The organism is Limnohabitans simekii (SeqCode), assembly GCF_965234735.1.
Classification (GTDB): domain Bacteria; phylum Pseudomonadota; class Gammaproteobacteria; order Burkholderiales; family Burkholderiaceae_C; genus Limnohabitans; species Limnohabitans simekii.
This window is the reverse complement of record NZ_OZ248544.1, coordinates 197,722-217,067: the sequence shown is the minus strand read 5'-3', so window position 1 is coordinate 217,067 and position 19,346 is coordinate 197,722. Positions and strand designations below refer to the sequence as shown.

The window sequence follows — 19,346 nt, the reverse complement described above, 5'->3', positions numbered from 1 at the left end:
ACTTTTTTTTGATTGTTAGAATTCAGTAAGTTTTTGGCAGTTCAACTGGCGAGGAGTGTGCGATGAGCAATATTGGTAAACATCTAATGTGGTTGGCAATTGCCATCTTTGGTGCGTTTTCACTGGGTGTTGTTGCACTGACCCAAGGCGAGAGCATCAACGCCTTGTGGATCGTGACTGCGGCCATATCGATTTACTTGATTGCCTACCGCTTTTATGCCTTGTACATCGCCAAAAACGTGATGCGTTTGGATGCCAACAGGCTCACACCGGCCGTGCGTTTGAATGACGGCTTGGACTATGTGCCGACCCACAAAAATGTGTTGTTCGGCCATCATTTCGCAGCGATTGCGGGCGCTGGTCCTTTGGTCGGCCCCGTGCTGGCAGCACAAATGGGTTATTTGCCTGGCTTGCTTTGGTTGCTGGTTGGTGTTGTTTTGGCTGGCGCGGTGCAAGATTTCATGGTGCTTTTCATTTCTGTTCGACGCAATGGCCGCTCCTTGGGCGACATGGTCAAAGAGGAAATGGGCGTGGTTCCAGGCGTGATTGCCATGTTTGGCACGTTCATGATCATCACGATTTTGTTGGCTGTTCTGGCTTTGATCGTGGTCAAGGCTTTGGCTGAAAGTCCATGGGGCACATTCACGGTAGCGGCCACCATTCCTATTGCGATTTTCATGGGGATCTATTCCCGCTACCTGAGGCCGGGGCGCATTGCAGAAGTTTCATTGATTGGTTTTGTTTTGTTGATGCTGTCCATCATTTATGGTGGACAGATTGCGGCTGACCCGACCTTGGCACCGATGTTCACCTTCGATGGCAAGCAACTGACATTGATGTTGTTGGCCTACGGTGTAGTGGCCTCTGTGCTGCCTGTTTGGCTGTTGCTTGCACCGCGCGATTACCTGTCTACATTCCTGAAAATTGGCACCATCATTGGATTGGCGATTGGCATCTTGGTGGTCGCTCCTGATTTGAAAATGCCCGCCGTCACCCAATTTGTCGATGGCAGCGGACCGGTTTGGTCCGGCTCCTTGTTCCCCTTCTTGTTCATCACCATTGCCTGTGGTGCTGTGTCTGGCTTTCATGCCCTGATTTCTTCTGGCACCACGCCCAAGTTGCTCGAAAACGAAATGCACGCTCCCTTGATTGGTTACGGCGGTATGTTGATGGAGTCTTTCGTTGCCGTCATGGCCTTGGTCGCTGCCTCCATCATCGAGCCTGGTGTGTATTTCGCCATGAACAGCCCAGCTGCGCTGATTGGCACCACGCCTGAATCAGCAGCCGCCGCCATCAGCCAGTGGGGCTTCTTCATCACCCCAGAAATGTTGCAAGAAACAGCCCGTAACGTGGGTGAATCCACCATCATTTCACGCACAGGTGGTGCGCCCACATTGGCGGTGGGCATGGCGCAAATTTTTGCATCCGCCATTGGCGGGCCCGGCATGATGGCTTTCTGGTACCACTTTGCTATTTTGTTTGAAGCTCTTTTCATCTTGACAGCGGTGGATGCCGGTACCCGCGTAGGTCGTTTCATGCTGCAAGACTTGATGGGTACCTTTGTCCCCGCCTTGAAAAACACGCAGTCTATTTCAGGCAACCTGATTGCCTCTGTGTTGTGTGTCAGTGCCTGGGGCTACTTCCTGTACCAAGGTGTTTCTGACCCCTTGGGTGGCATCAACACTTTGTGGCCTTTGTTTGGTATTTCCAACCAAATGCTGGCTGCCATTGCACTCACCTTGTGCACTGTCGTGTTGTTCAAAATGAAGCGCCAACAGTATGCATGGGTCACTTTGGTGCCCACCACATGGTTGCTGATTTGCACAATCACCGCTGGCATGGAAAAAATCTTCCATAGCAATCCAAAAATTGGCTTCTTGTCCAATGCCGAAAGATTTCAAGCCGCCTTGGCACAAGATCAAATTTTGGCGCCTGCCAAGTCTGTGGCCCAAATGAATCAAATCATTTTCAACAACTACCTCAACGCTGGTCTTGCAGCGCTGTTCATGCTGGTGTTGTTGTCGGTGGTCTTCTATGGCATCAAGCAGTGTTTGATCGCCTTGAAATCCAACCAACCTACGACGCAAGAAGCGGTTGGTGACTTGAAGTCAGCCTGATCATGGCGGGCCCCGTGCTTGAAAAGCTCAAAGCGCTCAACGGCTATTTTGTGCAAACCGCCCACCTGATGGTGGGCGTGCCCAGCTATCAAAATTACCTTGACCACATGAAGACGGTTCATGGCGAAGACAAAGTGGTCATGAATTACGAGGAGTTTTTCAAAGAACGGCAAGCTGCCAGATTTGGCGAGGGCGCCACCAGAATCAGCCGCTGCTGCTGATGCTGTCTGAGTGTTGGTTCAAGTTTTCAATTTTTCCCGAAGCTGAAACTTTTGAATTTTGCCTGTTGAGGTTTTTGGAATAAGCTCAAAACGTATTTCTTTGGGCGCTTTATAACTGGCAAGCAAGGTTTTGCAGTGGCTGATCAAGTCAGCTTCGGTCACAGCGCTTTGGGGCTTGAGTTCTACAAATGCCACCGGCACTTCCCCCCATTTGCTGTCCGGCTTGGCCACCACGGCACAGGCCATGACTGACGGATGTCGGTAAAGCGCATCTTCAACTTCAATGGAACTGATGTTTTCACCTCCAGAGATGATGATGTCTTTGCTGCGGTCTTTGATCTTCACATAGCGGTCTGGCTCCAGCACCGCCAAGTCACCGGTGTGAAACCAGCCGCCTTCAAAAGCCTTGGCCGTGGCTGCCGGGTTTTTCAGGTAGCCCTTCATCACCAAGTTGCCTTGGAACATGATTTCACCCATGCTGGTGCCATCTGCATCCAGAGCTTGCATGGTTTCAGGGTCTAGTACCGTCATGCTTTCTTGCAAGGGATACCGCACACCTTGACGGCCATTGAGACGCACTTGTTCCGACAACGACTCGGTTGCCCACGCATCTCTTTTCACAGCCACCGATGCAGGTCCATAAACTTCGGTGAGGCCGTAAACGTGGGTGATGTCAAACCCCATTTGGGCCATGCCTTCGATCATGGATGCAGGGGGTGCTGCACCAGCCACCATGCCCTTGATTGCCTGAGTCACGCCGCTGCGCATGGCTGCAGGTGCCGCCAGCAGCAAGTTATGGACGATGGGTGCCGCGCAGTAGTGATCCACTTGATGTTCAATCATGCGCTGCAAGATAGGCGCAGCTTCAACGCGTCGCAAACACACATGCACACCACCCAGCATGGCAATCGTCCAAGGGAAGCACCAGCCATTGCAATGGAACATGGGCAGTGTCCACAGGTAGCGTGGAAAGTGTGGCATGTGCCACGTGACCGCGTTACTGACCGCGTTCAAATACGCGCCGCGATGGTGGGTCACAACACCTTTGGGGTCGCCAGTGGTGCCCGATGTGTAGCTGACCGCGATGGCGTCCCATTCGTCGGCGGGGCCTTGCAATTTTTCAACAGGTTCGTGTTGCAACAACCAGTGTTCATAGTCGTGGTGGCCAATGCGTTCACCCGCACCTTGGTACTCCGTATCGCACACATCGATCACCAACAGATCGCGATGAAATTCGTTCTTCAAAATCTGCAAGGCTTGGACCATGGTGCTCGAAAACTCGGTGTCGGTGATCAACACCAAGGCTTCGCAATGGTTCATTTGCCATGCCAATAAACCGGCATCCAAACGCGTGTTGAGGGTGTTGAGAACCGCATTCAAAGCGGGTACCGCGTAATGTGCTTCAACCATTTCAGGCGTGTTGGACAGCATCACACTGACAGTGCTGCCGCGTTTGACGCCAGCGGCTTGTAAGGCAGCAGCCAGTCTGGCGGAACGGTCGCGCAGCTGCCCCCAGTTGTAGCGACGCTGTCCATGAATGACGGCTTCCAAATCGGCAAACACCTCGGCGCTGCGTTCAACAAAGCTCACAGGAGAGAGCGCCACAAAGTTGGCTGGATTTTTATCAAGGTGTTGGTCGAAGATTGAAGTCATGTAGCCATTCCTTTGGGGTTCAAGACGGCAGCAGGCAGTTGTCTACACGCCAGCCATACAACCATTCCATGGCGTCATAAAAACGCTCGGGTGTTCGGCCGCGCCACAAATCGTTGCGTACCAAGCGCTCCACCCCTTTGGCGTGGTAGATGCGGCCCATTTCTCTGGATGCCAACACGATGCGGGCGGTACGCGCAATGCGTGAGCGTTGGTACAGATCAAACCCTTGGTGCACATCGTTGTCATGTGCTTTCAATGCTTCCCGCAAGGTAACGGCATCTTCAATCGCCATGCAGGCACCTTGCGCCAAGTACTGTGTGGTGGGGTGAGCGGCATCCCCAAGCAACGTAGTTCGACCATAAGTCCACTGCGCAACAGGATCACGGTCAGCCGTGGCCCAACGCTTCCAACTTTTGGGTAAATCAATCAATTGACGGGCCTTGGGGCAAATGTCTTTGAAATAACTTTGAACTTCTTCGGCGCTGCCTTCGGTGACGCCCCATTCTTCAACTTCACGGCTGTGAAAAGTCACCACCACGTTGTACTGCTCGCCCCCTCTGAGCGGGTAGTGCACCAGGTGGCAGTTGGGACCCACCCAAATGCTGGCAGCGTTCCACTGCAACGCAGGTGGGAAATCTGCTTTGTCAACCACCGCGCGGTACACCACATGGCCGGTGACGCGATGCGGGTCGCCCACCAACTGGGCCCGCACCACCGACTTCACGCCATCGGCTGCCACCAAGGCCTGTCCTTGGTGTCGTTGACCGTGTTGATCAATGACGCTGACAAGCTTGTCATCTTGTTCGATGGTTTGAACAGCAGTGTTGGTATGCAACGCCACCTGTCCCTGTGCCTTCACACCTTCGAGCAATGCGGTGTGCGCATCAACCCGGTGAATCACGGCATACGGGTTGCCAAAGCGTTTTCTAAAGGCGTCGCCAGTGGGGATGTGGCCCACTTGGTATTCATCAAGGGCATCGTGCATGACCATGTAGTCGGTGTAGACCGCCCGACTGCGGGCTTGTTCGCCGACACCAAGTGCATCGAAAGCATGAAAGGCGTTCGGACCCAATTGCATGCCCGCACCAATTTCGCCAATCTGCGAAGCTTGCTCCAGCACTTTGACTTCAAAGCCTTGCTGGGCCAGCGCCAAAGCAGCTGCCAGGCCGCCAATGCCGCCTCCTGCTACCAACACCGGAAGCGATGAGATCTTCATGGGCCCATTCTAGGGAGCCAGGGTCAGCCCCAGCTCTTGCAAAATGAGCGCATTGTGTTGTCCAACGCTGGGGATCGGCCCCATGGTGTAGTCAAAACCAGATTGCACACCGGGCGGGAGCAACGCGGGAAGAGGGCCGACAGGAGAATCGATTTGGGTCCAGCGTTGCCTGGCTTGGAGTTGCGGATGCGCCCACAAGTCATCCATGCTGTTCATGCGGGCGTTGGCAATCGGCGCGTCGTCCAAGCGTTGAATCACCTCATTCGCGGTGAGCGAAGCAAACACATTCAAGATGATGTTTTGCAAGTCCAGTCGGTTTTGATTGCGCAAGCTGTTGGTGTTGAAGCGCGGGTCGCTAGCCAGTTCGGGCATCAGCAACACAACTTCACAAAACCTCAGCCATTCACGTTCGTTTTGCAAGCCCAACATCACGCTCACACCATCGCCTGCCAAAAACGGGCCATATGGATAGATGGTGGCGTGCGATGCACCCGTGCGTGGCGGCGGACTGGCATGGTCCATGGCGTAGTACATGGGAAAGCCCATCCACTCGGCCAGAGATTCCAGCATGGAGACATCGATGTGCGCACCTTCACCTGTTTTGTCGCGTTGCATCAGCGCACTCAGGATGTTGGTGTAGGCATACATCCCTGCTGCAATGTCAGCGATCGAGTTGCCACTTTTGCTGGGTGTGTCAGGGGTACCTGTGACCGACAAGTAACCGGCCTCGCTTTGAATCAACAGGTCGTAGGCTTTTTTGTCTCTGTAGGGTCCTTCGTTTCCGTAACCCGAGATGTCACACACAATCAAGCGAGGATGCTGCTGGCGCAAGCCATGAGCATCTAAACCCATCCGTGCAGTTGCGCCAGGCGCCAGGTTTTGCACCAACACATCAGCCTTGCCAATCAAGCACTTGAGGACATTCAAATGTTCTGGATTCTTCAAGTCCAGTGCCAAACTTTCCTTAGATCGGTTGACCCAGACAAAGTGGGATGAGGCACCGCGGGCACGTTGGTCATAGCCTCGCGCAAAGTCACCGCCCTCGGGCCGCTCAATCTTGATGACACGTGCGCCCAAGTCTGCCAATTGACGGGTGCAAAAAGGCGCGGCAATGGCGTGCTCCAGGGAAACCACCGTCACGTGGTCCAGGGGTTTGACAGATGAGCGTGTCATGGTGAACTGGTGGCGTTGAATGCCAGGCTCACTTGAAGTCAACCATCTTCAAGGCACTGTTTTGCAACACAGCGGGGTTGATGGTTTTCACCCACGCAGGTGATTTTTGACCAACCGGTGTGGTGATCAACTCGGCAGGAACGATCATCATCTTGTCCATCACGGCAAAAGGATATTGAGGAACGCGCTTGGTGATGCCCAGTAGTTGGTCTTCCAAGCCTTGGCCATCCGCACGCATGCGTATGGGGCGACCAAAGGTTTTGAATTCCATGGAGCGCATGGCCTCGGCCACTTGCTCGGTGCTGGGCCACTTGCCGCCATTGGTCTTGATGGCTTTTTCATAGCCCGTCTTCAGCCCTACCAAGGCTTGCGCCATGTGGTAGGTGGAGTAGATGGGATAGGCCCCGGTTTTGGCTTTGAATTGATTGATGAACGCTTTGTGTTTTGAATCATTCTTGGTTTCTGGATGCAAGAAGTAGTGATCACCTCGGGCGCCAGCAATGATGCCTGCAGGCACCGTGCCGCCCAAGCGTTCAAGCGAACTCTCCAGCAAGGGCAAAACAAACAAAGTTTTTTGTCCAAACACACCGCGCTGAGATGCTTGCCGGACAAAGGTATCCAGATCGCCACCCCAAGAAGTATTGAGCACCACATCCGGCTTAAGCGCTTGCAATCGGCTCAGTTCTGTTGAGAAGTCAGCCGCACCCATTTTGGGAAACATCTCGGCAACCACTTTGACATTGGGTTTGAAAACCCGCAAAGTGTTGATGAAGATCTCCCAGGAATCACGTCCCCATGCGTAATCTTGGTTGACCACAGCAATGGTTTCAAAATCGGGTTTGGTTTTCATCAAATACAAAACCGTGGCCACCATCTCGGTGGTGGCGTTGGCTTGGGTGCGCACCACATATTGGTAGCGTTTTTCTTCCAGCAATTTTTCGGTGCCACAGTCCCAAGCAATGTTGAGCACTTTCAAATCCTCAGCCACGGGTGCGACGATATTGCAATTGCCACTGGAGATGGAGGCCAACATGGTTTTCACACCCATCTCTTGCACAACACGGCGGTATTCGGACAGCATTTTGTCGGCACCAGCGCCTTCGTCGATGTAAGTGGCCGACAGCTTCACGCCACCAATGCCACCTTGGGCGTTGATGTCCTCAATCATCAATTCAGCAGCTGCTTTGGCGGGCACGCCAAAGACAGACGCTGGTCCAGACATGAATGTGGTGATGCCAATTTTCAATTCAGTGGGCTTGGTTTGCGCCATGCTGGTCAGGCTCAAGCCACTCACCAATGCGGCCAACAACAGTTTGTTCAATGTGTTCATGTCTCGTCTCCTGGGAAAGAATGGAAATTCTTCAAATGGTGCGTCCACCGTCAACGGGGAATTCCACGCCTGTGAAAAATTCGGCTGCATCGCTGGCCAAAAACACCGCAGCGGCGGCCACATCACTGGCTTGAGCAAAACGCCCCAAGGGAATGGTGCCCATGAACTTGGCACGGTTCTCAGGGGTGTCGGGCAAGCCCATGAAGTCTTCAAACAAACCCGTGACGCCCATGACCGGACAAATGGCATTGACGCGGATTTTTTCGGGCCCGAGTTCCACCGCCATGGACTTGGACATCAGGTTCACCGCTCCCTTGGACGCGTTGTACCAAGTCAGGCCAGGGCGCGGGCGGATGCCAGCCACCGAGCCAATGTTCAAAATCACACCGCCGCCGTTTTGGCGCAGATAGGGCAGCACGGCATGGGTCATGTGAAAGATGGACTTCACATTGACATTGAACACCTTGTCGAACATGGCCTCATCCACTTCAAGCATGGGCCGGTTTTTGTGGGTGGTGCCAGCGTTGTTGACGATGATGTCTGGAATGCCAAAGGTGTTGACGCAATGCTGCACCAGCGCCTGCACTTGCGGCCCCTGGGTGACGTCACAGGTGAAAGCGCTGGCATGGGCACCCAAGCTGGTGGCCACGCGTTTGGCCGCGGCGTCTTGAATGTCGGCCACGATGACTTTGGCACCTTCGCGCACATAGGCTTGCGCAATGCCTTCACCGAAACCACCACCTGCGCCGGTGATGATGGCAATTTTGTTTTGAAGTTGACTCATGTTGTTTCTTTCTGTGGGTTGTTCAACCGTGGAACTGAATCACGGTTTTGGTCGTGCTCATTTCTTCCAAAGCCATGAAGCCTTTTTCACGGCCATGGCCGCTGCGTTTAACGCCGCCAAAGGGCAATTCAACTCCGCCGCCAGCGCCAAACGAATTGATAAATACTTGACCACATTTCAACGCTTTGGCGACACGTTGCTGACGGCCCCCGTTTTCAGTCCAAATGGCGGCCAGCAAACCATAGTCAGTGCCATTGGCCAAGGCGATGGCATGGGCTTCATCTGTGAAAGGCATGGCAGCCAACACCGGGCCAAACACTTCTTCTTGTGCCAGTCGGTTATTGGCAGCGACGGGACCAAACAAGGTGGGTGTCACGTAATAGCCCGCTGACGGAACCCCTGGATCTATTTGTCCTTGGGCGAGGATATGCAAACCGTCTTGTTGTGCTTGCTCAATGTATCGCTTGACTCGTTGTTGCTGGGCCAAATTCACCACCGGGCCGCAGTCTAAATTCATCTCTGGTGTGCCCACACGCACCTTGGAGAATTTCTCGGCCACGACGCTCAGGAATTCATCATAGAAATCGGCTTGCACCAGCAAGCGACTGCCTGCGGTGCAGGTTTGTCCTGTGTTTTGAATGATGCCGCGCACCACGGTGCTGGCGGCGAGTTCCAGATTGGCATCCGCAAACACCAGGTGCGGCGATTTGCCACCCAACTCCAACACGCATTTCACAGCGTTCAAAGCGGCGGCTTGTTGAATCAACACACCCACTTCATTCGAGCCAGTGAAGCTGATGAAGTTGATGCCAGGGTGTTTGGACAAGGCCGCACCGGCTTCTTCGCCCAGACCACTGACGATGTTGAGCGCCCCGGGGGGAAAGCCCACTTCCAAGGCCAATTCGGCAATTCGCAAGCAACTCATGCAGGCGTCTTCAGCGGGTTTGACCACCACGGCGTTGCCCATGGCCAGCGCTGGACCAATGCTGCGCCCCATCATTTGCGCCGGGTAGTTCCAAGGGATGATGTGGGCGGTGACGCCCAAGGGCTCGCGCAGCAAGTTGACTTGGTAGCCATTCAAGAAAGGTATGACCTCGCCATGGATTTTGTCGGCAGCACTCCCATAGAACTCGAAGTAACGGGCCAGCACGATCATGTCGTTGCGTGCCGTGGTCATGGGTTTGCCGGTATCGCGTGCTTCAAGCAGCGCCAATTCTTCGGCGTTGTCCAACACTTTTTGCGCCATCCTCAACATCAAGCGACCACGCTCTAGTGCCGACAACTGACCCCAGGCACCGTCCAAGGCCTGCCGCGCAGCTTGAACAGCGGCATCAATGTCTGCAGCCTCTCCTCGGGGGATGGTTTCAAAAACCGAACCATCCACTGGGGAGCGAACTTCCAAGGTTTTGCCACTTAGCGCTTGAACGGCTTTGCCGCCAATGATCATCTGGGCCACGTGTTGTTCTCCATCAAATTGTTCAGGGGTGAGGGGGAGCGTTGAACGACAAGGAACCACGTTCCAGCGTCCAAGTTTGATCGGGCATGTCGGCCATCAGACCAGCATTGGATTCAGTGATGAGCACACACAAGCCGGGCTGCCATTGGCGCAAACGGCCTATGGCCTCCACATATTGTTGCGCCAAGACCGGCGCCAGTCCTTGCAGCGGTTCGTCCAGCAACACCAAGCGATGTCCCACCATGAGCGCGCGTCCAAGGGCAACCATCTTGCCCTGGCCGCCAGAAAGCGCTGCGCCAGATCGCTTGAGCATGTCTTTGAGTTGAGGCACCACCTCCAGCACGGCATCTTGCCGTTGTTGCAACGCATGGGGTGTCATACCAAGCACTTCACAAGGCAGTCGCAAATTCGCTTGCACATTCAAGGTTGGAAAGATGATGCGGTCTTCAGGCGCATAGCCAATACCCAAGTGAGCGCGTTGGTGCGCTGGCAGGCTCAGCAATGCATGTTCTCCGAGTTGAATTCGGCCGGAATCGGCCTTGAGCAAGCCCATGATGCTGCGCAGCAAGCTTGTTTTGCCTGCGCCATTGCGCCCGACCACAGCGACTGTTGTGCCAGCTTGGAGATGGGCAGAAATATTCCGCAGAACTTTCACGCCTGCGATATCCACACAGAGTTGCTCCAGTGTCAACATCATGGATGACCTAATATTTCACGCTGAATTTGAGGCAGGGCCAGGATATCTGCGGGCGATCCATCGGCTGCAACTTTGCCTGCAATCCATGCCGCGACCCGAGTGGCATAGCGATTCACGATGTCAATGTCGTGTTCAACAAACCAACTGGTGACTTCTCGCTCCTTGAGGGCTTGCATCACCGTGTCCATCAAGGCCATCTTGTCTTCCGAAGCAACACCGCTGGTCGGTTCATCCATGATCAGTAATTTGGGGCGCAACATCAAAGCCATGGCGATATCCAACAATTTACGCTGACCTTCAGGCAAGGCCAATGCGGGTTCATGGGCGCGTTCAGACAGACCGACCAAGTGCAAGGTGTCATTGATTTCGTGCTGGTCCACTGCGTTCGACAAGGACTTGAAAAATGGCAACTGCCCAGACCGTCCAACTGCTGCAATCTCCAAACATTGACGAACACTGTGGTCCAAAAATAACTGAGGCAACTGAAATGATCGACCCAATCCAAGTCGCACAATTTGACGGGGTAATTTGTCGGTCACGTCATGGCCATCGAAAAACACCCGCCCAGCAGTCGGTTTGAGAAAACCAGTGCAGATGTTGATAAAAGTGGTCTTGCCTGCACCGTTTTGACCAATCACTGCCAAGCGTTCACCACGATGCAATGCAAAGTCGATGTTATCGGCAGCTACCACGCCACCAAAGGACAATTGAAGGCCTTTGGTTTCAAGCAAAGGGGTCATGGTTGACCTCCAGCCGAGGAGCGACGTTTTTGCAGCAAGCCCACGATGCCATCGGGGGCCACCAAAATCACGATGATCAATGTCACCCCCAAAATGAGTTGCCAGACGCCAGTCATGTAGGCTGCGGCAAAGAGTTTCACCGCCTCAAAAACACCCGCTCCCAAAAAAGCACCAAAGGCATGGCCGCTACCGCCCAAGATGCTGATAAAGACATACTCTCCGGAGCGGAACCAAGCGCCAATATCGGGCGTCACCAAACCCTGCACCAGGCCAAACATGGCGCCTGACAAACCCACCAGTGCCGCTGATAACAGGTAAGCATTCCATAAAATTCGCCGCGCTGAAAGGCCCAAATACTCCAACCTGGTTTCATTGGATTTGATGGCCGCCAAGGCTTCTCCGGCGGCTGATTTGAAATAGCGTTGTACGCCCCAAACCAACAGGGCCGCAAACAACAAACTCAGCAGCAACAAACTGGTTTCAAAAGCATCACGCTCTAGTGTTTGATTGAAGAATGTGGGTCGGTTGATGCGCAGACCGTCCGTACCCCCGGTCAAGTCGTAGAGTTTGCCGAGCATGGAAAAAACCACCATGCTCAGTGCCAAGTTCAGCATGCCAAAAAAAATACCACGGTAACGCACCACAAACAAGCCAACCACGCCGCCAGCCAACATGCTGCCAATGACACCGATGACCAACAGCAAGATGCCGTCAAGGCCTGGAAAGCTGCGTGCTGTGAAGGCCACGCTATAGGCGCCAATCGCTGCATACAGCGCATGTCCAAAAGAGACTTGACCAGCCCGCATCATGATGGCCACGCCCAAACTGGCCATGCCATAGCAAAGTGCCATGATGAGTGGTGTTTTGCTCCAGGGAAACAGCAGACCCAGCACAAAGCAAGTGAGAAAACCGAGCCAAGCCAATCCACGAATCATGTCAAATCCTACGTGCTTGCGCGACAGAAAACAGTCCATTGGGCCGTATCAACAAGACCATCACCATGATCAAGTAGGGCACCGCCACTTCCCACTCAGGCGCCAAATAAACAGCCAAGGAGCGGGCTAAACCAATCAGCAAGGCAGCCAACAAGGCCCCTGAAATTTGCCCCATGCCCGCGGTTGCAACCACTGCAAACGACAAGACGATCATGTCAGCACCCGCCCCGGGCACCATAGACGTGGTCGGAGCAGCCATGGCACCACCCAATGCCCCCAAGCAGGCGCCCAGCACAAAGGTCAACCAACCAATGCGCTTGGCATGGATTCCAAGCGCGGTGGCCATCTCGCGGTGGTGCGTGACCGCCACCACTTGTTTGCCCAAAGATGTGAAGTGCAAAAAGAGCAACAAGCCTGCATAGCTGAACACGGCCACGAGGGGAATCACTATCAGTTGATAGGCGGTGTAGGTGACATTGAAAAAATTCACAGTACCTAATCGACCAATGATGTCAGGTGCTGAGTAGGGCTGGGTTCCCCATATCAAGCGCTGCACGTCTTCAAGCACCATGAAAGCGGCAAAGGTCATCAAGAGCTGTTGCACAGGGTCGCGCAGTTGCACCCGGCGCAGCAATCCAGTTTCGAGGACCGTACCCAAGACCACGCCTACCAACAATGCTGCACCCACCAAACAAGCAAACAATGTGAATGTTGAAGGCTCGTGACTGGCAACCAAAAGTGTGAGGTAAGAGGCGGTGTAGCCCCCAAATGCGTACAAGGCACCGTGGGCGACGTTGACAATGCCCATGACACCAAAAATCAATGTCAGGCCCAAGGAGACCATGAACAGCAAAGCAGCATAAGAAACACCGTCAGCCAAAGCCAACAGCATCAAATCGGTTGACATGATTAACCTAGAAAATGAGACATAACGGTTCTGGGTGCCAAGACAGCGCAAGAAGCATGCTCATCATGTGGCACGAATTTTCAAAAGATTTGATTTCCAGACGACTATGCTAACTGACTGGTCTGGGAGATTTTTCGCTTCGGGTATTCCCTAGGTCAGATCCATTGCCACCAAGAACGTTTGGCCCAAGGTTGGCAAGCGAATTCGCGTGCATCTTTATCAACTGCACTGGTGTAGACCATCAAAACTTCGGCGCGTTTCTTGAATTCGAATCGCACCAAGGGGCTGACTGGGATCTCATTCACGGAAGTAGCGTTGATAGATTGTTGACTTTGCAATATTTGCAGGACAGCAGATTCTTTGGACAGGCGAAGCTCCAAGGTTTCTTGATGCCTGGTTTGCGTTTCAGGGTTGTCTTGCCAAGCCGTTTTCAAGGGCTTGTTGGCTTGAACGCAAACAGGTGTATCCATTGGCCACAGGACACACATTTGCTGGTTGCTGAGTTGAACAACTTGCTGCTTGTAAAAATGGATGCCGCCCTTGGGATCGGTTGATTCACAAAAAAACTCTTTGACCGGCGCCTCAGTGCAGGCCGTGCTTGCAAACACGAGCACGACAAAAGAAAGACGCTTCCATACCCAAGCGTTAGAACCAACGATTTTCACATTGCCCTTTGAAATTCAAAGTAATTTCCACACGTCCGGATTGACCATCAAAGTATCGAACGCCGTCCGACTTGCTGACAATGCTCAGTTCACTATTGCGCTTGTTGTAGGAAAAGGCATAGTCCATGCGATCAACAACATGGTTTGTATAAGAACCATTGAAGCCCTCTGGTGTGTTCTGCGCGAAATGATTGCTGGGGTTGAGTTCTTTGAACAAAGGAAAGCGCTGGTTGTTGATATTGACCTCGCCCCGCCGTATTTGCAACAAGTGACGCTCAGGTTGTCGGTCATCTTCAATCACTCTGGGTTCACTCAATTCCCCATCTGGCGACCAACTTTGAACTTGGTGGGCCTGGCCTTGGCAAACCATGGTGGGATAGATCCAACCGTAGGCAAACACAACCAGTGGACAGCTGACAGCCAATAACAAAAGCAAGCTGCGCAAACGGATACCGCCATCCAATTCCTCTTCAACTGGAAGTTCGAGATTCAGACTTTCACCATCTTCATTCGGTTGGACAGTCGACGCCATGCTTGCAGGATCATGGGCTGGCAGCCCATCCGCTGCTTCTTGCACAGTTGCTGTTGGAGCTTTTGATGGATGTTCGTCCAAAGGAAGCAATGAACCGATTCGCTGGTGCAAGATGTCACCTAACTTGGACTTGTGGTTTGAGGCGATGGCTTCGCTGTCCAAGATGTGATTCGCTTGAATCAACTGGATGTTTTCGTCATTCGCATCTTTGCCAACTTGAACTTCTTGTTTTTGTGATTTTCTAGAGAACAAGGTGTCAAGAGAGACAAATTGTTTGGTGGGTTTGACTTGGTCTAACTTTTCATGCAAATACTTGATTTCTGCTTGCAAACTTTCCATGCGTGAATCATGGTCAATCTCAGCCATGATGTCGTTGTAGCGATCGACTGGCAAGCCTTGGTTGTTGCTCTTCAATGCTTTGACATCGATGCCTTGCATATTGGCCTTGCTTGCATCTGTTGGAATGCCCTGGATATTGGCTTTGATAGCTTCGTTGGAGATGCCTTGCATATTGGCCTTGCTTGCATCTGTTGGAATGCCCTGGATGTTGGCCTTGGCGCCGTCGCTTTGAATGTTTTGAATGTTGTCAGTTGAAGCATCTCGGGCAAGCTTGGGTTGCTGGTCTTTCTGTTTGGCGTTGTCGGAGATTAAATCGATATCAGCTTGATTTTTGAATGATTCACTGACATCTTGGATATTGCTGTCGAGGGTTTGCTGAATGATGTTGCCTTTGGCATCAACCGACCCATCCGCTTGCCATGCACCGGCGGAGGATCCCTTCAGGTGGCGCTGATCCGTTGGGTCTGACTGGTCCGCGGACTTCTTAAAGCTGAACAAGCCTCCATCTGATCGAGGCTTGCGTTTGGCGCGACGTTTATGGATCGTTTTAGGGTCAATGACATCAAGCCCAAAGGGTTTGATGTTCTTGGTCGTCATAGCAGAAGCCAGGCTTTGAAAAGCGTCGTCTTTGATGCCAAAGGCTTTTTGAATGGTTTTGAACAAATCAAGTTCATCATCCTCAACCTGGCCATCGGATTGCATGGCATCAAAAATAACTGTCAAGATCAATAGTTTTTGTTGATCGTTCAAGTAGGGTGCGGATTCTTTTAAAAACTGCGACATCTTGAAGTTGCGCACATACTTCATGGCTGTCGTTTGCAAGCCTTCAAACTCACCAATCATCAATTTGAGCTGACCAATTTCTTCTTTGGCGATCTTGCCATCGGCTGACATCATGTAGATGATCGCTGCAGCCATGGCCAAATGTGGTTTGATGATGACCGCATTGAGGCTTTCTGGATCGTATGGCCCGAGAATACTTTTATTGTTTTTGAATTCAATCGCTTTGAAGTAGGGGGCGAAGGCTTGCGCTGAAACACCAAACGCTTCAGACATTTGCTGGAACATGGCCAACTCTGCGCTTTCAATCTTGCCATCAGACATGACCGAGTCGCATGCATTGCAAAGAATGCACAAACGGTCTGCCTCACTCAACTGCGGTGGGGATTCTTTCAGAAATTGCGTCAGTGGCCATGTTTCCACGTACTCCATCGCCAATTCCAGCGCTTCATCATTGCCGCCCAACACAGCTTGCAATTGACTGCTCTCGTGTTCTTCAATGTCCCCATCGGCCGTCATCATGTAGAGCAACGCCACCGCCAATGACAGCATTGGCGTCAGTTGAATCGGCTCAGACAGTTCGGTTTCCATTGCGACACAATAGGTCAAGCAGACCAAACCGCACCCATGAATCACCGCTAAACCTCTCAATAACCCATGTTTCGGTGTGTCTTCGGGCTCTAGCATCTTCCACAGTTGTGAATGGAGTGTTGGCTATAACGATGAGAAAACTCATTTGTCTCTTGTGCGGAATTTGTTTTTCCAGCGTGTTGGCCGCCCAAGACTTCACTTACAGCCTAGAAAAAAGCTTTCTTTTAAATGCCCCGGAGGCCATGTCTGTAGATGAATTGCCTCAACAGGCGTTCAAGCCCTATCAGTACGATTTGAATCTCGGATTTCAAGATCAGCCCATTTGGCTTCGTTTTGACATCAAACCCATAGAGCACAGACAAGTCCGGCTTTTCGCCCCGGCCAGTGACAGTCAAATCATTGTGCGCTTGGCACCCTACCAACTTGATTCGGTTGAACTGTATGAACCGATTGCCGACGGATGGCGAATTCACAGGGCTGGCGACAGGGTTGATATGGACAACCGTATTTGTCCAGATGACACCCATTGTGTGGGCTTGTCAAGTCCAGCGGATCAAGCGGTGACCTTGTTTTTGAAAGTCAAGCAACGCGGTATTTTTTCTGTTCGTGCAGAAGTTTTGCCTTACAGGGATTTGTCGAAGGTCGTGGCCAAAAACTCGGGGCGCAACAGTGCCTCGGTCGCGATTGCAGGCAGCTTGCTGTTCATGTCTTTGGTGTTGTTGATCATTGAACGCAACATGCTGCTGTTCACATTCAGCTGCTTTCAAGCGCTGGTGGTGATTTTCATTTTGACAACCACAGGACGATTACAGGCCATGCTGCCTGAAATGTCACCGCTTTTTTTTGACACCTTGACCCACCATTTATTCAGTTTGCGGGTGTTGATGTTCATCTTGTTGGGATGGGCCAGTTTGGCACCCTACACCCCCAGCCCCCGCTATAAATTCATGTTGATGGGCTTGCTATTCCTGTTGGTGCTGAGCAATCTGATGATTCAAATGGGTGATGTACAAGCAGGTATCTTCATTTATCTGCTGGTTGCTGTAAGCAATTTGGGTGTTCAGGCGTATGGTATTTTGACGGCTTCGAAGATGACCTTTCGGATCAAACTATTATTGATGTTTGCCTACTTGGTCTACATGGTTGTTTTGATCGGGGCGTTGCTGGTGATCTTTGGGCAACTGATGCCCGTGGCGACAGCCAATTTAGTCAATAGTTATACGGATTGGCGCACCAACGGCGGACCAGCTGGCATCATCATTTTCTTGATTGTCATCATTCAACAAGCTGAACGTAAATTGGCCATCAACCAAGAAATAGGTAAATTGCGTTTGGATGCGGCCACTTCTCAAGCCAATCAGGAAAAGTTGACAGAGCGGCAAACATTGATCGACATGTTGACCCATGAATTGAAAAATCCATTGGGGACCATCCGCTTTGTCTTGGCTTCTCTTAAACAACAAACCCGCATTGATTCAGATTCCTTGGCGCGTGTGACCCGGATGGACCGATCGGTTGCAAGAATGAATGAATTGATTGAGCACGTGGCCCACTCCAACAAAATTGACCGGTTTGAGTTGAGTGAAGACAAGGAATGGGTTGATGCTGAGGAATTGATCGATGAATTCACTTCAGATTACCAGTTGGATGGACGCTTCTCTTTGATGGTGGAAGAAGGCGCTAAGTTTCACACCTACCGCAACATGCTTTCGGTGGTGATAGAAAACTTGGTCAACAATGCCTACAAATACGATGACCGTCGAGTCCCCATCTCCATCAAAGTGCACACTACTGAGAACGCAACTGTTTTTGAAATTGAAAACAGCATCGACTCGACCATTCGGCCCGATGAAAACAAGTTATTCGAACGCTATTACCGCCATGACAACGTGCAATCTTTGCCCGGCATGGGCATTGGTTTGAGTTTGGTGGAAACGGCAGCTGAAAAAATTGGCGCCAAAGTCAGTTGTGAGGTTGAAAATCAAAGAGTCGCGTTCACGGTTGAGGTGCCCAGATGAATCAAAACAGTCCCCACAAAAAACTTGACGAACGGCCACAACTGGTGGTTGCCGTGGTAGAGGACGACCGCATGCTGCGCCAAGAGATTGAAACCCATTTGCAAGCCAATCATTTCACCGTGCACGGCGTGTCCAGTGGGTCGGCTTTAGATGACCTGGTCACCCCTGAGCCCATTGATATTTTCATCATTGACTTGAATTTGCCCGGTGAAGGCGGCTTGAGTATTTGCAAGCGCTTGCGACAAACCTTGCCTAATGCAGGCATTGTGATCATGACAGCCCGAGTTGCTTTGCACGATCGCTTGGCAGGTTACAGCCACGGAGGTGCAGATTTTTATTTGACCAAGCCCATCTCGCCCGATGAATTGGTGATGGTGTTGATGAGCTTGGGGCGGCGCGTCAAAAAAATAAGCACTGTTGGCGAATGGAATCTGAGTTTGCGAGATCGTATTTTGCTCGGCCCAGACCCTTGGCAAAAAATCCGACTGACCAGCCGAGAAAAAACCTTGTTGGTAGCCCTTAGTCATGCCAAGGACAACACGCTGGAATCGGGTGCCCTTTGTGATTTATTTTCTGCCGAAGATTCAGACGATGGGATGAGCAAACACGCGCTCGAAGAATTGATTGCCCGATTGCGCAAGAAATTCAAAACCGCGCAAGGCGCAGAGGCCGAACCTGCTATCAAATCAGTCTGGGGCGTGGGCTACCAACTTTGTGTGGCCATCAATCTGGTTTACTAGGAGTTGGACTTTAAGGCACCTTGCGCCAGCAAAGCCTTGGTGTCTTTGTGCCCACCCAGCAAAACACCGTTGTGAAACACCATGGGGAAAGTGGGCCAACCCGTCCACATCTTCAAGGCATTGCGACGTCGCCATTGGCTGAAGTAACTGCCAAACTCCAAATAGGTGTGGTCGATGCCTGCCTCGGTCAGAGCTTTTCGCACCTTGGTCACTTCTGGGTTTTGCGCCATGCCCACCACCACACAGTCGTGGCTGGCGATGGCTGCTTGCACCTTTTGAACGATGTCTTGGTGATGCTGGGCAACTTGATCACGAACAGCAGGGTGGATTTGGTGTTCTTCGAGAATTTGTCGTGGCATGTCTTTTGCAATGTATCTGGAAACACAAAGCTCCAATGGAAAACCAGATCTTGCCACAATCACCGCAATGCAAAACATGTGTCTTTTTGATGC

General features: G+C 52.1%; 17 protein-coding genes and 1 pseudogene. 4 read left to right on the top strand and 14 right to left on the bottom strand.

Annotated elements, in window-relative coordinates; genetic code table 11:
- Window positions 1-62 precede the first annotated feature (62 nt).
- Together AC8GFP_RS11715 and AC8GFP_RS11710 are read left to right on the top strand one after the other, a co-directional pair.
- Window positions 63-2,117 (top strand): carbon starvation CstA family protein, encoded by a 2,055-nt coding sequence (locus tag AC8GFP_RS11715; protein ID WP_506613387.1) that lies wholly within the window; start codon window positions 63-65, stop codon window positions 2,115-2,117.
- A gap of 2 nt (window positions 2,118-2,119) precedes the next feature.
- On the top strand, window positions 2,120-2,338 hold the full coding sequence (locus AC8GFP_RS11710) for a YbdD/YjiX family protein (RefSeq protein ID WP_506613385.1): 219 nt from the start codon (window positions 2,120-2,122) through the stop codon (window positions 2,336-2,338).
- Window positions 2,339-2,356: 18 nt separating this feature from the next.
- Here AC8GFP_RS11710 and AC8GFP_RS11705 read toward each other — a convergent pair whose 3' ends face one another.
- From AC8GFP_RS11705 to AC8GFP_RS11645, 13 genes and pseudogenes are all read right to left on the bottom strand, one after another.
- Window positions 2,357-3,991: an acyl-CoA synthetase gene (locus tag AC8GFP_RS11705; protein ID WP_506613383.1), complete on the bottom strand. Its 1,635-nt coding sequence runs from the start codon at window positions 3,989-3,991 to the stop codon at window positions 2,357-2,359.
- Between the two features lie 19 nt (window positions 3,992-4,010).
- The gene (locus AC8GFP_RS11700; protein WP_506613381.1) at window positions 4,011-5,207 is read right to left on the bottom strand and encodes a 3-hydroxybenzoate 6-monooxygenase; all 1,197 of its coding nucleotides are present in this window, start codon (window positions 5,205-5,207) and stop codon (window positions 4,011-4,013) included.
- A 9-nt stretch (window positions 5,208-5,216) separates the two neighbouring features.
- Window positions 5,217-6,380: a CaiB/BaiF CoA transferase family protein gene (locus AC8GFP_RS11695; RefSeq protein ID WP_506613379.1), complete on the bottom strand. Its 1,164-nt coding sequence runs from the start codon at window positions 6,378-6,380 to the stop codon at window positions 5,217-5,219.
- 28 nt (window positions 6,381-6,408) lie between these two features.
- Complete coding sequence (locus AC8GFP_RS11690; protein WP_506613377.1) at window positions 6,409-7,710, bottom strand: ABC transporter substrate-binding protein; 1,302 nt, start codon at window positions 7,708-7,710, stop codon at window positions 6,409-6,411.
- Window positions 7,711-7,741: 31 nt separating this feature from the next.
- Window positions 7,742-8,494: an SDR family oxidoreductase gene (locus tag AC8GFP_RS11685; protein ID WP_506613374.1), complete on the bottom strand. Its 753-nt coding sequence runs from the start codon at window positions 8,492-8,494 to the stop codon at window positions 7,742-7,744.
- Window positions 8,495-8,516: 22 nt separating this feature from the next.
- Window positions 8,517-9,950 (bottom strand): aldehyde dehydrogenase family protein, encoded by a 1,434-nt coding sequence (locus AC8GFP_RS11680; RefSeq protein WP_506613373.1) that lies wholly within the window; start codon window positions 9,948-9,950, stop codon window positions 8,517-8,519.
- A gap of 22 nt (window positions 9,951-9,972) precedes the next feature.
- A complete protein-coding gene (locus tag AC8GFP_RS11675; RefSeq protein WP_506613371.1) occupies window positions 9,973-10,647 on the bottom strand; it encodes an ABC transporter ATP-binding protein in 675 nt (224 codons plus the stop codon).
- On the bottom strand, window positions 10,644-11,387 hold the full coding sequence (locus tag AC8GFP_RS11670; RefSeq protein ID WP_506613369.1) for an ABC transporter ATP-binding protein: 744 nt from the start codon (window positions 11,385-11,387) through the stop codon (window positions 10,644-10,646). Before AC8GFP_RS11670 ends, AC8GFP_RS11675 begins: the two co-directional genes overlap by 4 nt.
- On the bottom strand, window positions 11,384-12,322 hold the full coding sequence (locus AC8GFP_RS11665; protein ID WP_506613366.1) for a branched-chain amino acid ABC transporter permease: 939 nt from the start codon (window positions 12,320-12,322) through the stop codon (window positions 11,384-11,386). The genes AC8GFP_RS11670 and AC8GFP_RS11665 overlap by 4 nt, the downstream gene beginning before the upstream one ends.
- A 1-nt stretch (window position 12,323) precedes the next feature.
- Window positions 12,324-13,229 carry a branched-chain amino acid ABC transporter permease gene (locus AC8GFP_RS11660; protein WP_506613363.1) on the bottom strand — a complete coding sequence of 302 codons (906 nt, stop codon included), beginning with the start codon at window positions 13,227-13,229 and terminating at the stop codon, window positions 12,324-12,326.
- Window positions 13,230-13,384: 155 nt separating this feature from the next.
- Entirely contained in the window at window positions 13,385-13,699 is a 315-nt protein-coding gene (locus AC8GFP_RS11655; protein ID WP_506613361.1) for a hypothetical protein, read from the bottom strand.
- A 175-nt stretch (window positions 13,700-13,874) separates the two neighbouring features.
- Entirely contained in the window at window positions 13,875-15,833 is a 1,959-nt protein-coding gene (locus AC8GFP_RS11650; RefSeq protein ID WP_506613477.1) for a tellurite resistance TerB family protein, read from the bottom strand.
- Window positions 15,834-15,842: 9 nt separating this feature from the next.
- Window positions 15,843-16,064, bottom strand: a pseudogene (locus AC8GFP_RS11645) (hypothetical protein); the annotation flags it as partial.
- Here AC8GFP_RS11645 and AC8GFP_RS11640 point away from each other — a divergent pair.
- Together AC8GFP_RS11640 and AC8GFP_RS11635 are read left to right on the top strand one after the other, a co-directional pair.
- On the top strand, window positions 15,959-18,154 hold the full coding sequence (locus AC8GFP_RS11640; RefSeq protein WP_506613475.1) for a sensor histidine kinase: 2,196 nt from the start codon (window positions 15,959-15,961) through the stop codon (window positions 18,152-18,154). The pseudogene AC8GFP_RS11645 and the gene AC8GFP_RS11640 overlap by 106 nt on opposite strands.
- A complete protein-coding gene (locus AC8GFP_RS11635; RefSeq protein ID WP_506613359.1) occupies window positions 18,151-18,894 on the top strand; it encodes a response regulator transcription factor in 744 nt (247 codons plus the stop codon). Before AC8GFP_RS11640 ends, AC8GFP_RS11635 begins: the two co-directional genes overlap by 4 nt.
- On the opposite strand, the gene AC8GFP_RS11630 is transcribed toward AC8GFP_RS11635, so the two are convergent.
- Window positions 18,891-19,253, bottom strand: coding sequence for a glutaredoxin (locus AC8GFP_RS11630; RefSeq protein ID WP_506613357.1), 363 nt, complete (start codon window positions 19,251-19,253; stop codon window positions 18,891-18,893). The genes AC8GFP_RS11635 and AC8GFP_RS11630 overlap by 4 nt on opposite strands.
- Window positions 19,254-19,346: the final 93 nt, after the last annotated feature.

Excerpts from the sequence above, each read along its gene's own strand:
- AC8GFP_RS11715 (WP_506613387.1), top strand. The coding sequence starts at position 63 with ATGAGCAATATTGGTAAACATCTAATGTGGTTGGCAATTGCCATCTTT.
- AC8GFP_RS11710 (WP_506613385.1), top strand. The coding sequence starts at position 2,120 with ATGGCGGGCCCCGTGCTTGAAAAGCTCAAAGCGCTCAACGGCTATTTT.
- AC8GFP_RS11705 (WP_506613383.1), bottom strand. The coding sequence starts at position 3,991 with ATGACTTCAATCTTCGACCAACACCTTGATAAAAATCCAGCCAACTTT.
- AC8GFP_RS11700 (WP_506613381.1), bottom strand. The coding sequence starts at position 5,207 with ATGAAGATCTCATCGCTTCCGGTGTTGGTAGCAGGAGGCGGCATTGGC.
- AC8GFP_RS11695 (WP_506613379.1), bottom strand. The coding sequence starts at position 6,380 with ATGACACGCTCATCTGTCAAACCCCTGGACCACGTGACGGTGGTTTCC.
- AC8GFP_RS11690 (WP_506613377.1), bottom strand. The coding sequence starts at position 7,710 with ATGAACACATTGAACAAACTGTTGTTGGCCGCATTGGTGAGTGGCTTG.
- AC8GFP_RS11685 (WP_506613374.1), bottom strand. The coding sequence starts at position 8,494 with ATGAGTCAACTTCAAAACAAAATTGCCATCATCACCGGCGCAGGTGGT.
- AC8GFP_RS11675 (WP_506613371.1), bottom strand. The coding sequence starts at position 10,647 with ATGATGTTGACACTGGAGCAACTCTGTGTGGATATCGCAGGCGTGAAA.
- AC8GFP_RS11670 (WP_506613369.1), bottom strand. The coding sequence starts at position 11,387 with ATGACCCCTTTGCTTGAAACCAAAGGCCTTCAATTGTCCTTTGGTGGC.
- AC8GFP_RS11665 (WP_506613366.1), bottom strand. The coding sequence starts at position 12,322 with ATGATTCGTGGATTGGCTTGGCTCGGTTTTCTCACTTGCTTTGTGCTG.
- AC8GFP_RS11660 (WP_506613363.1), bottom strand. The coding sequence starts at position 13,229 with ATGTCAACCGATTTGATGCTGTTGGCTTTGGCTGACGGTGTTTCTTAT.
- AC8GFP_RS11655 (WP_506613361.1), bottom strand. The coding sequence starts at position 13,699 with ATGGATACACCTGTTTGCGTTCAAGCCAACAAGCCCTTGAAAACGGCT.
- AC8GFP_RS11650 (WP_506613477.1), bottom strand. The coding sequence starts at position 15,833 with ATGTTCCAGCAAATGTCTGAAGCGTTTGGTGTTTCAGCGCAAGCCTTC.
- AC8GFP_RS11640 (WP_506613475.1), top strand. The coding sequence starts at position 15,959 with ATGTTTCCACGTACTCCATCGCCAATTCCAGCGCTTCATCATTGCCGC.
- AC8GFP_RS11635 (WP_506613359.1), top strand. The coding sequence starts at position 18,151 with ATGAATCAAAACAGTCCCCACAAAAAACTTGACGAACGGCCACAACTG.
- AC8GFP_RS11630 (WP_506613357.1), bottom strand. The coding sequence starts at position 19,253 with ATGCCACGACAAATTCTCGAAGAACACCAAATCCACCCTGCTGTTCGT.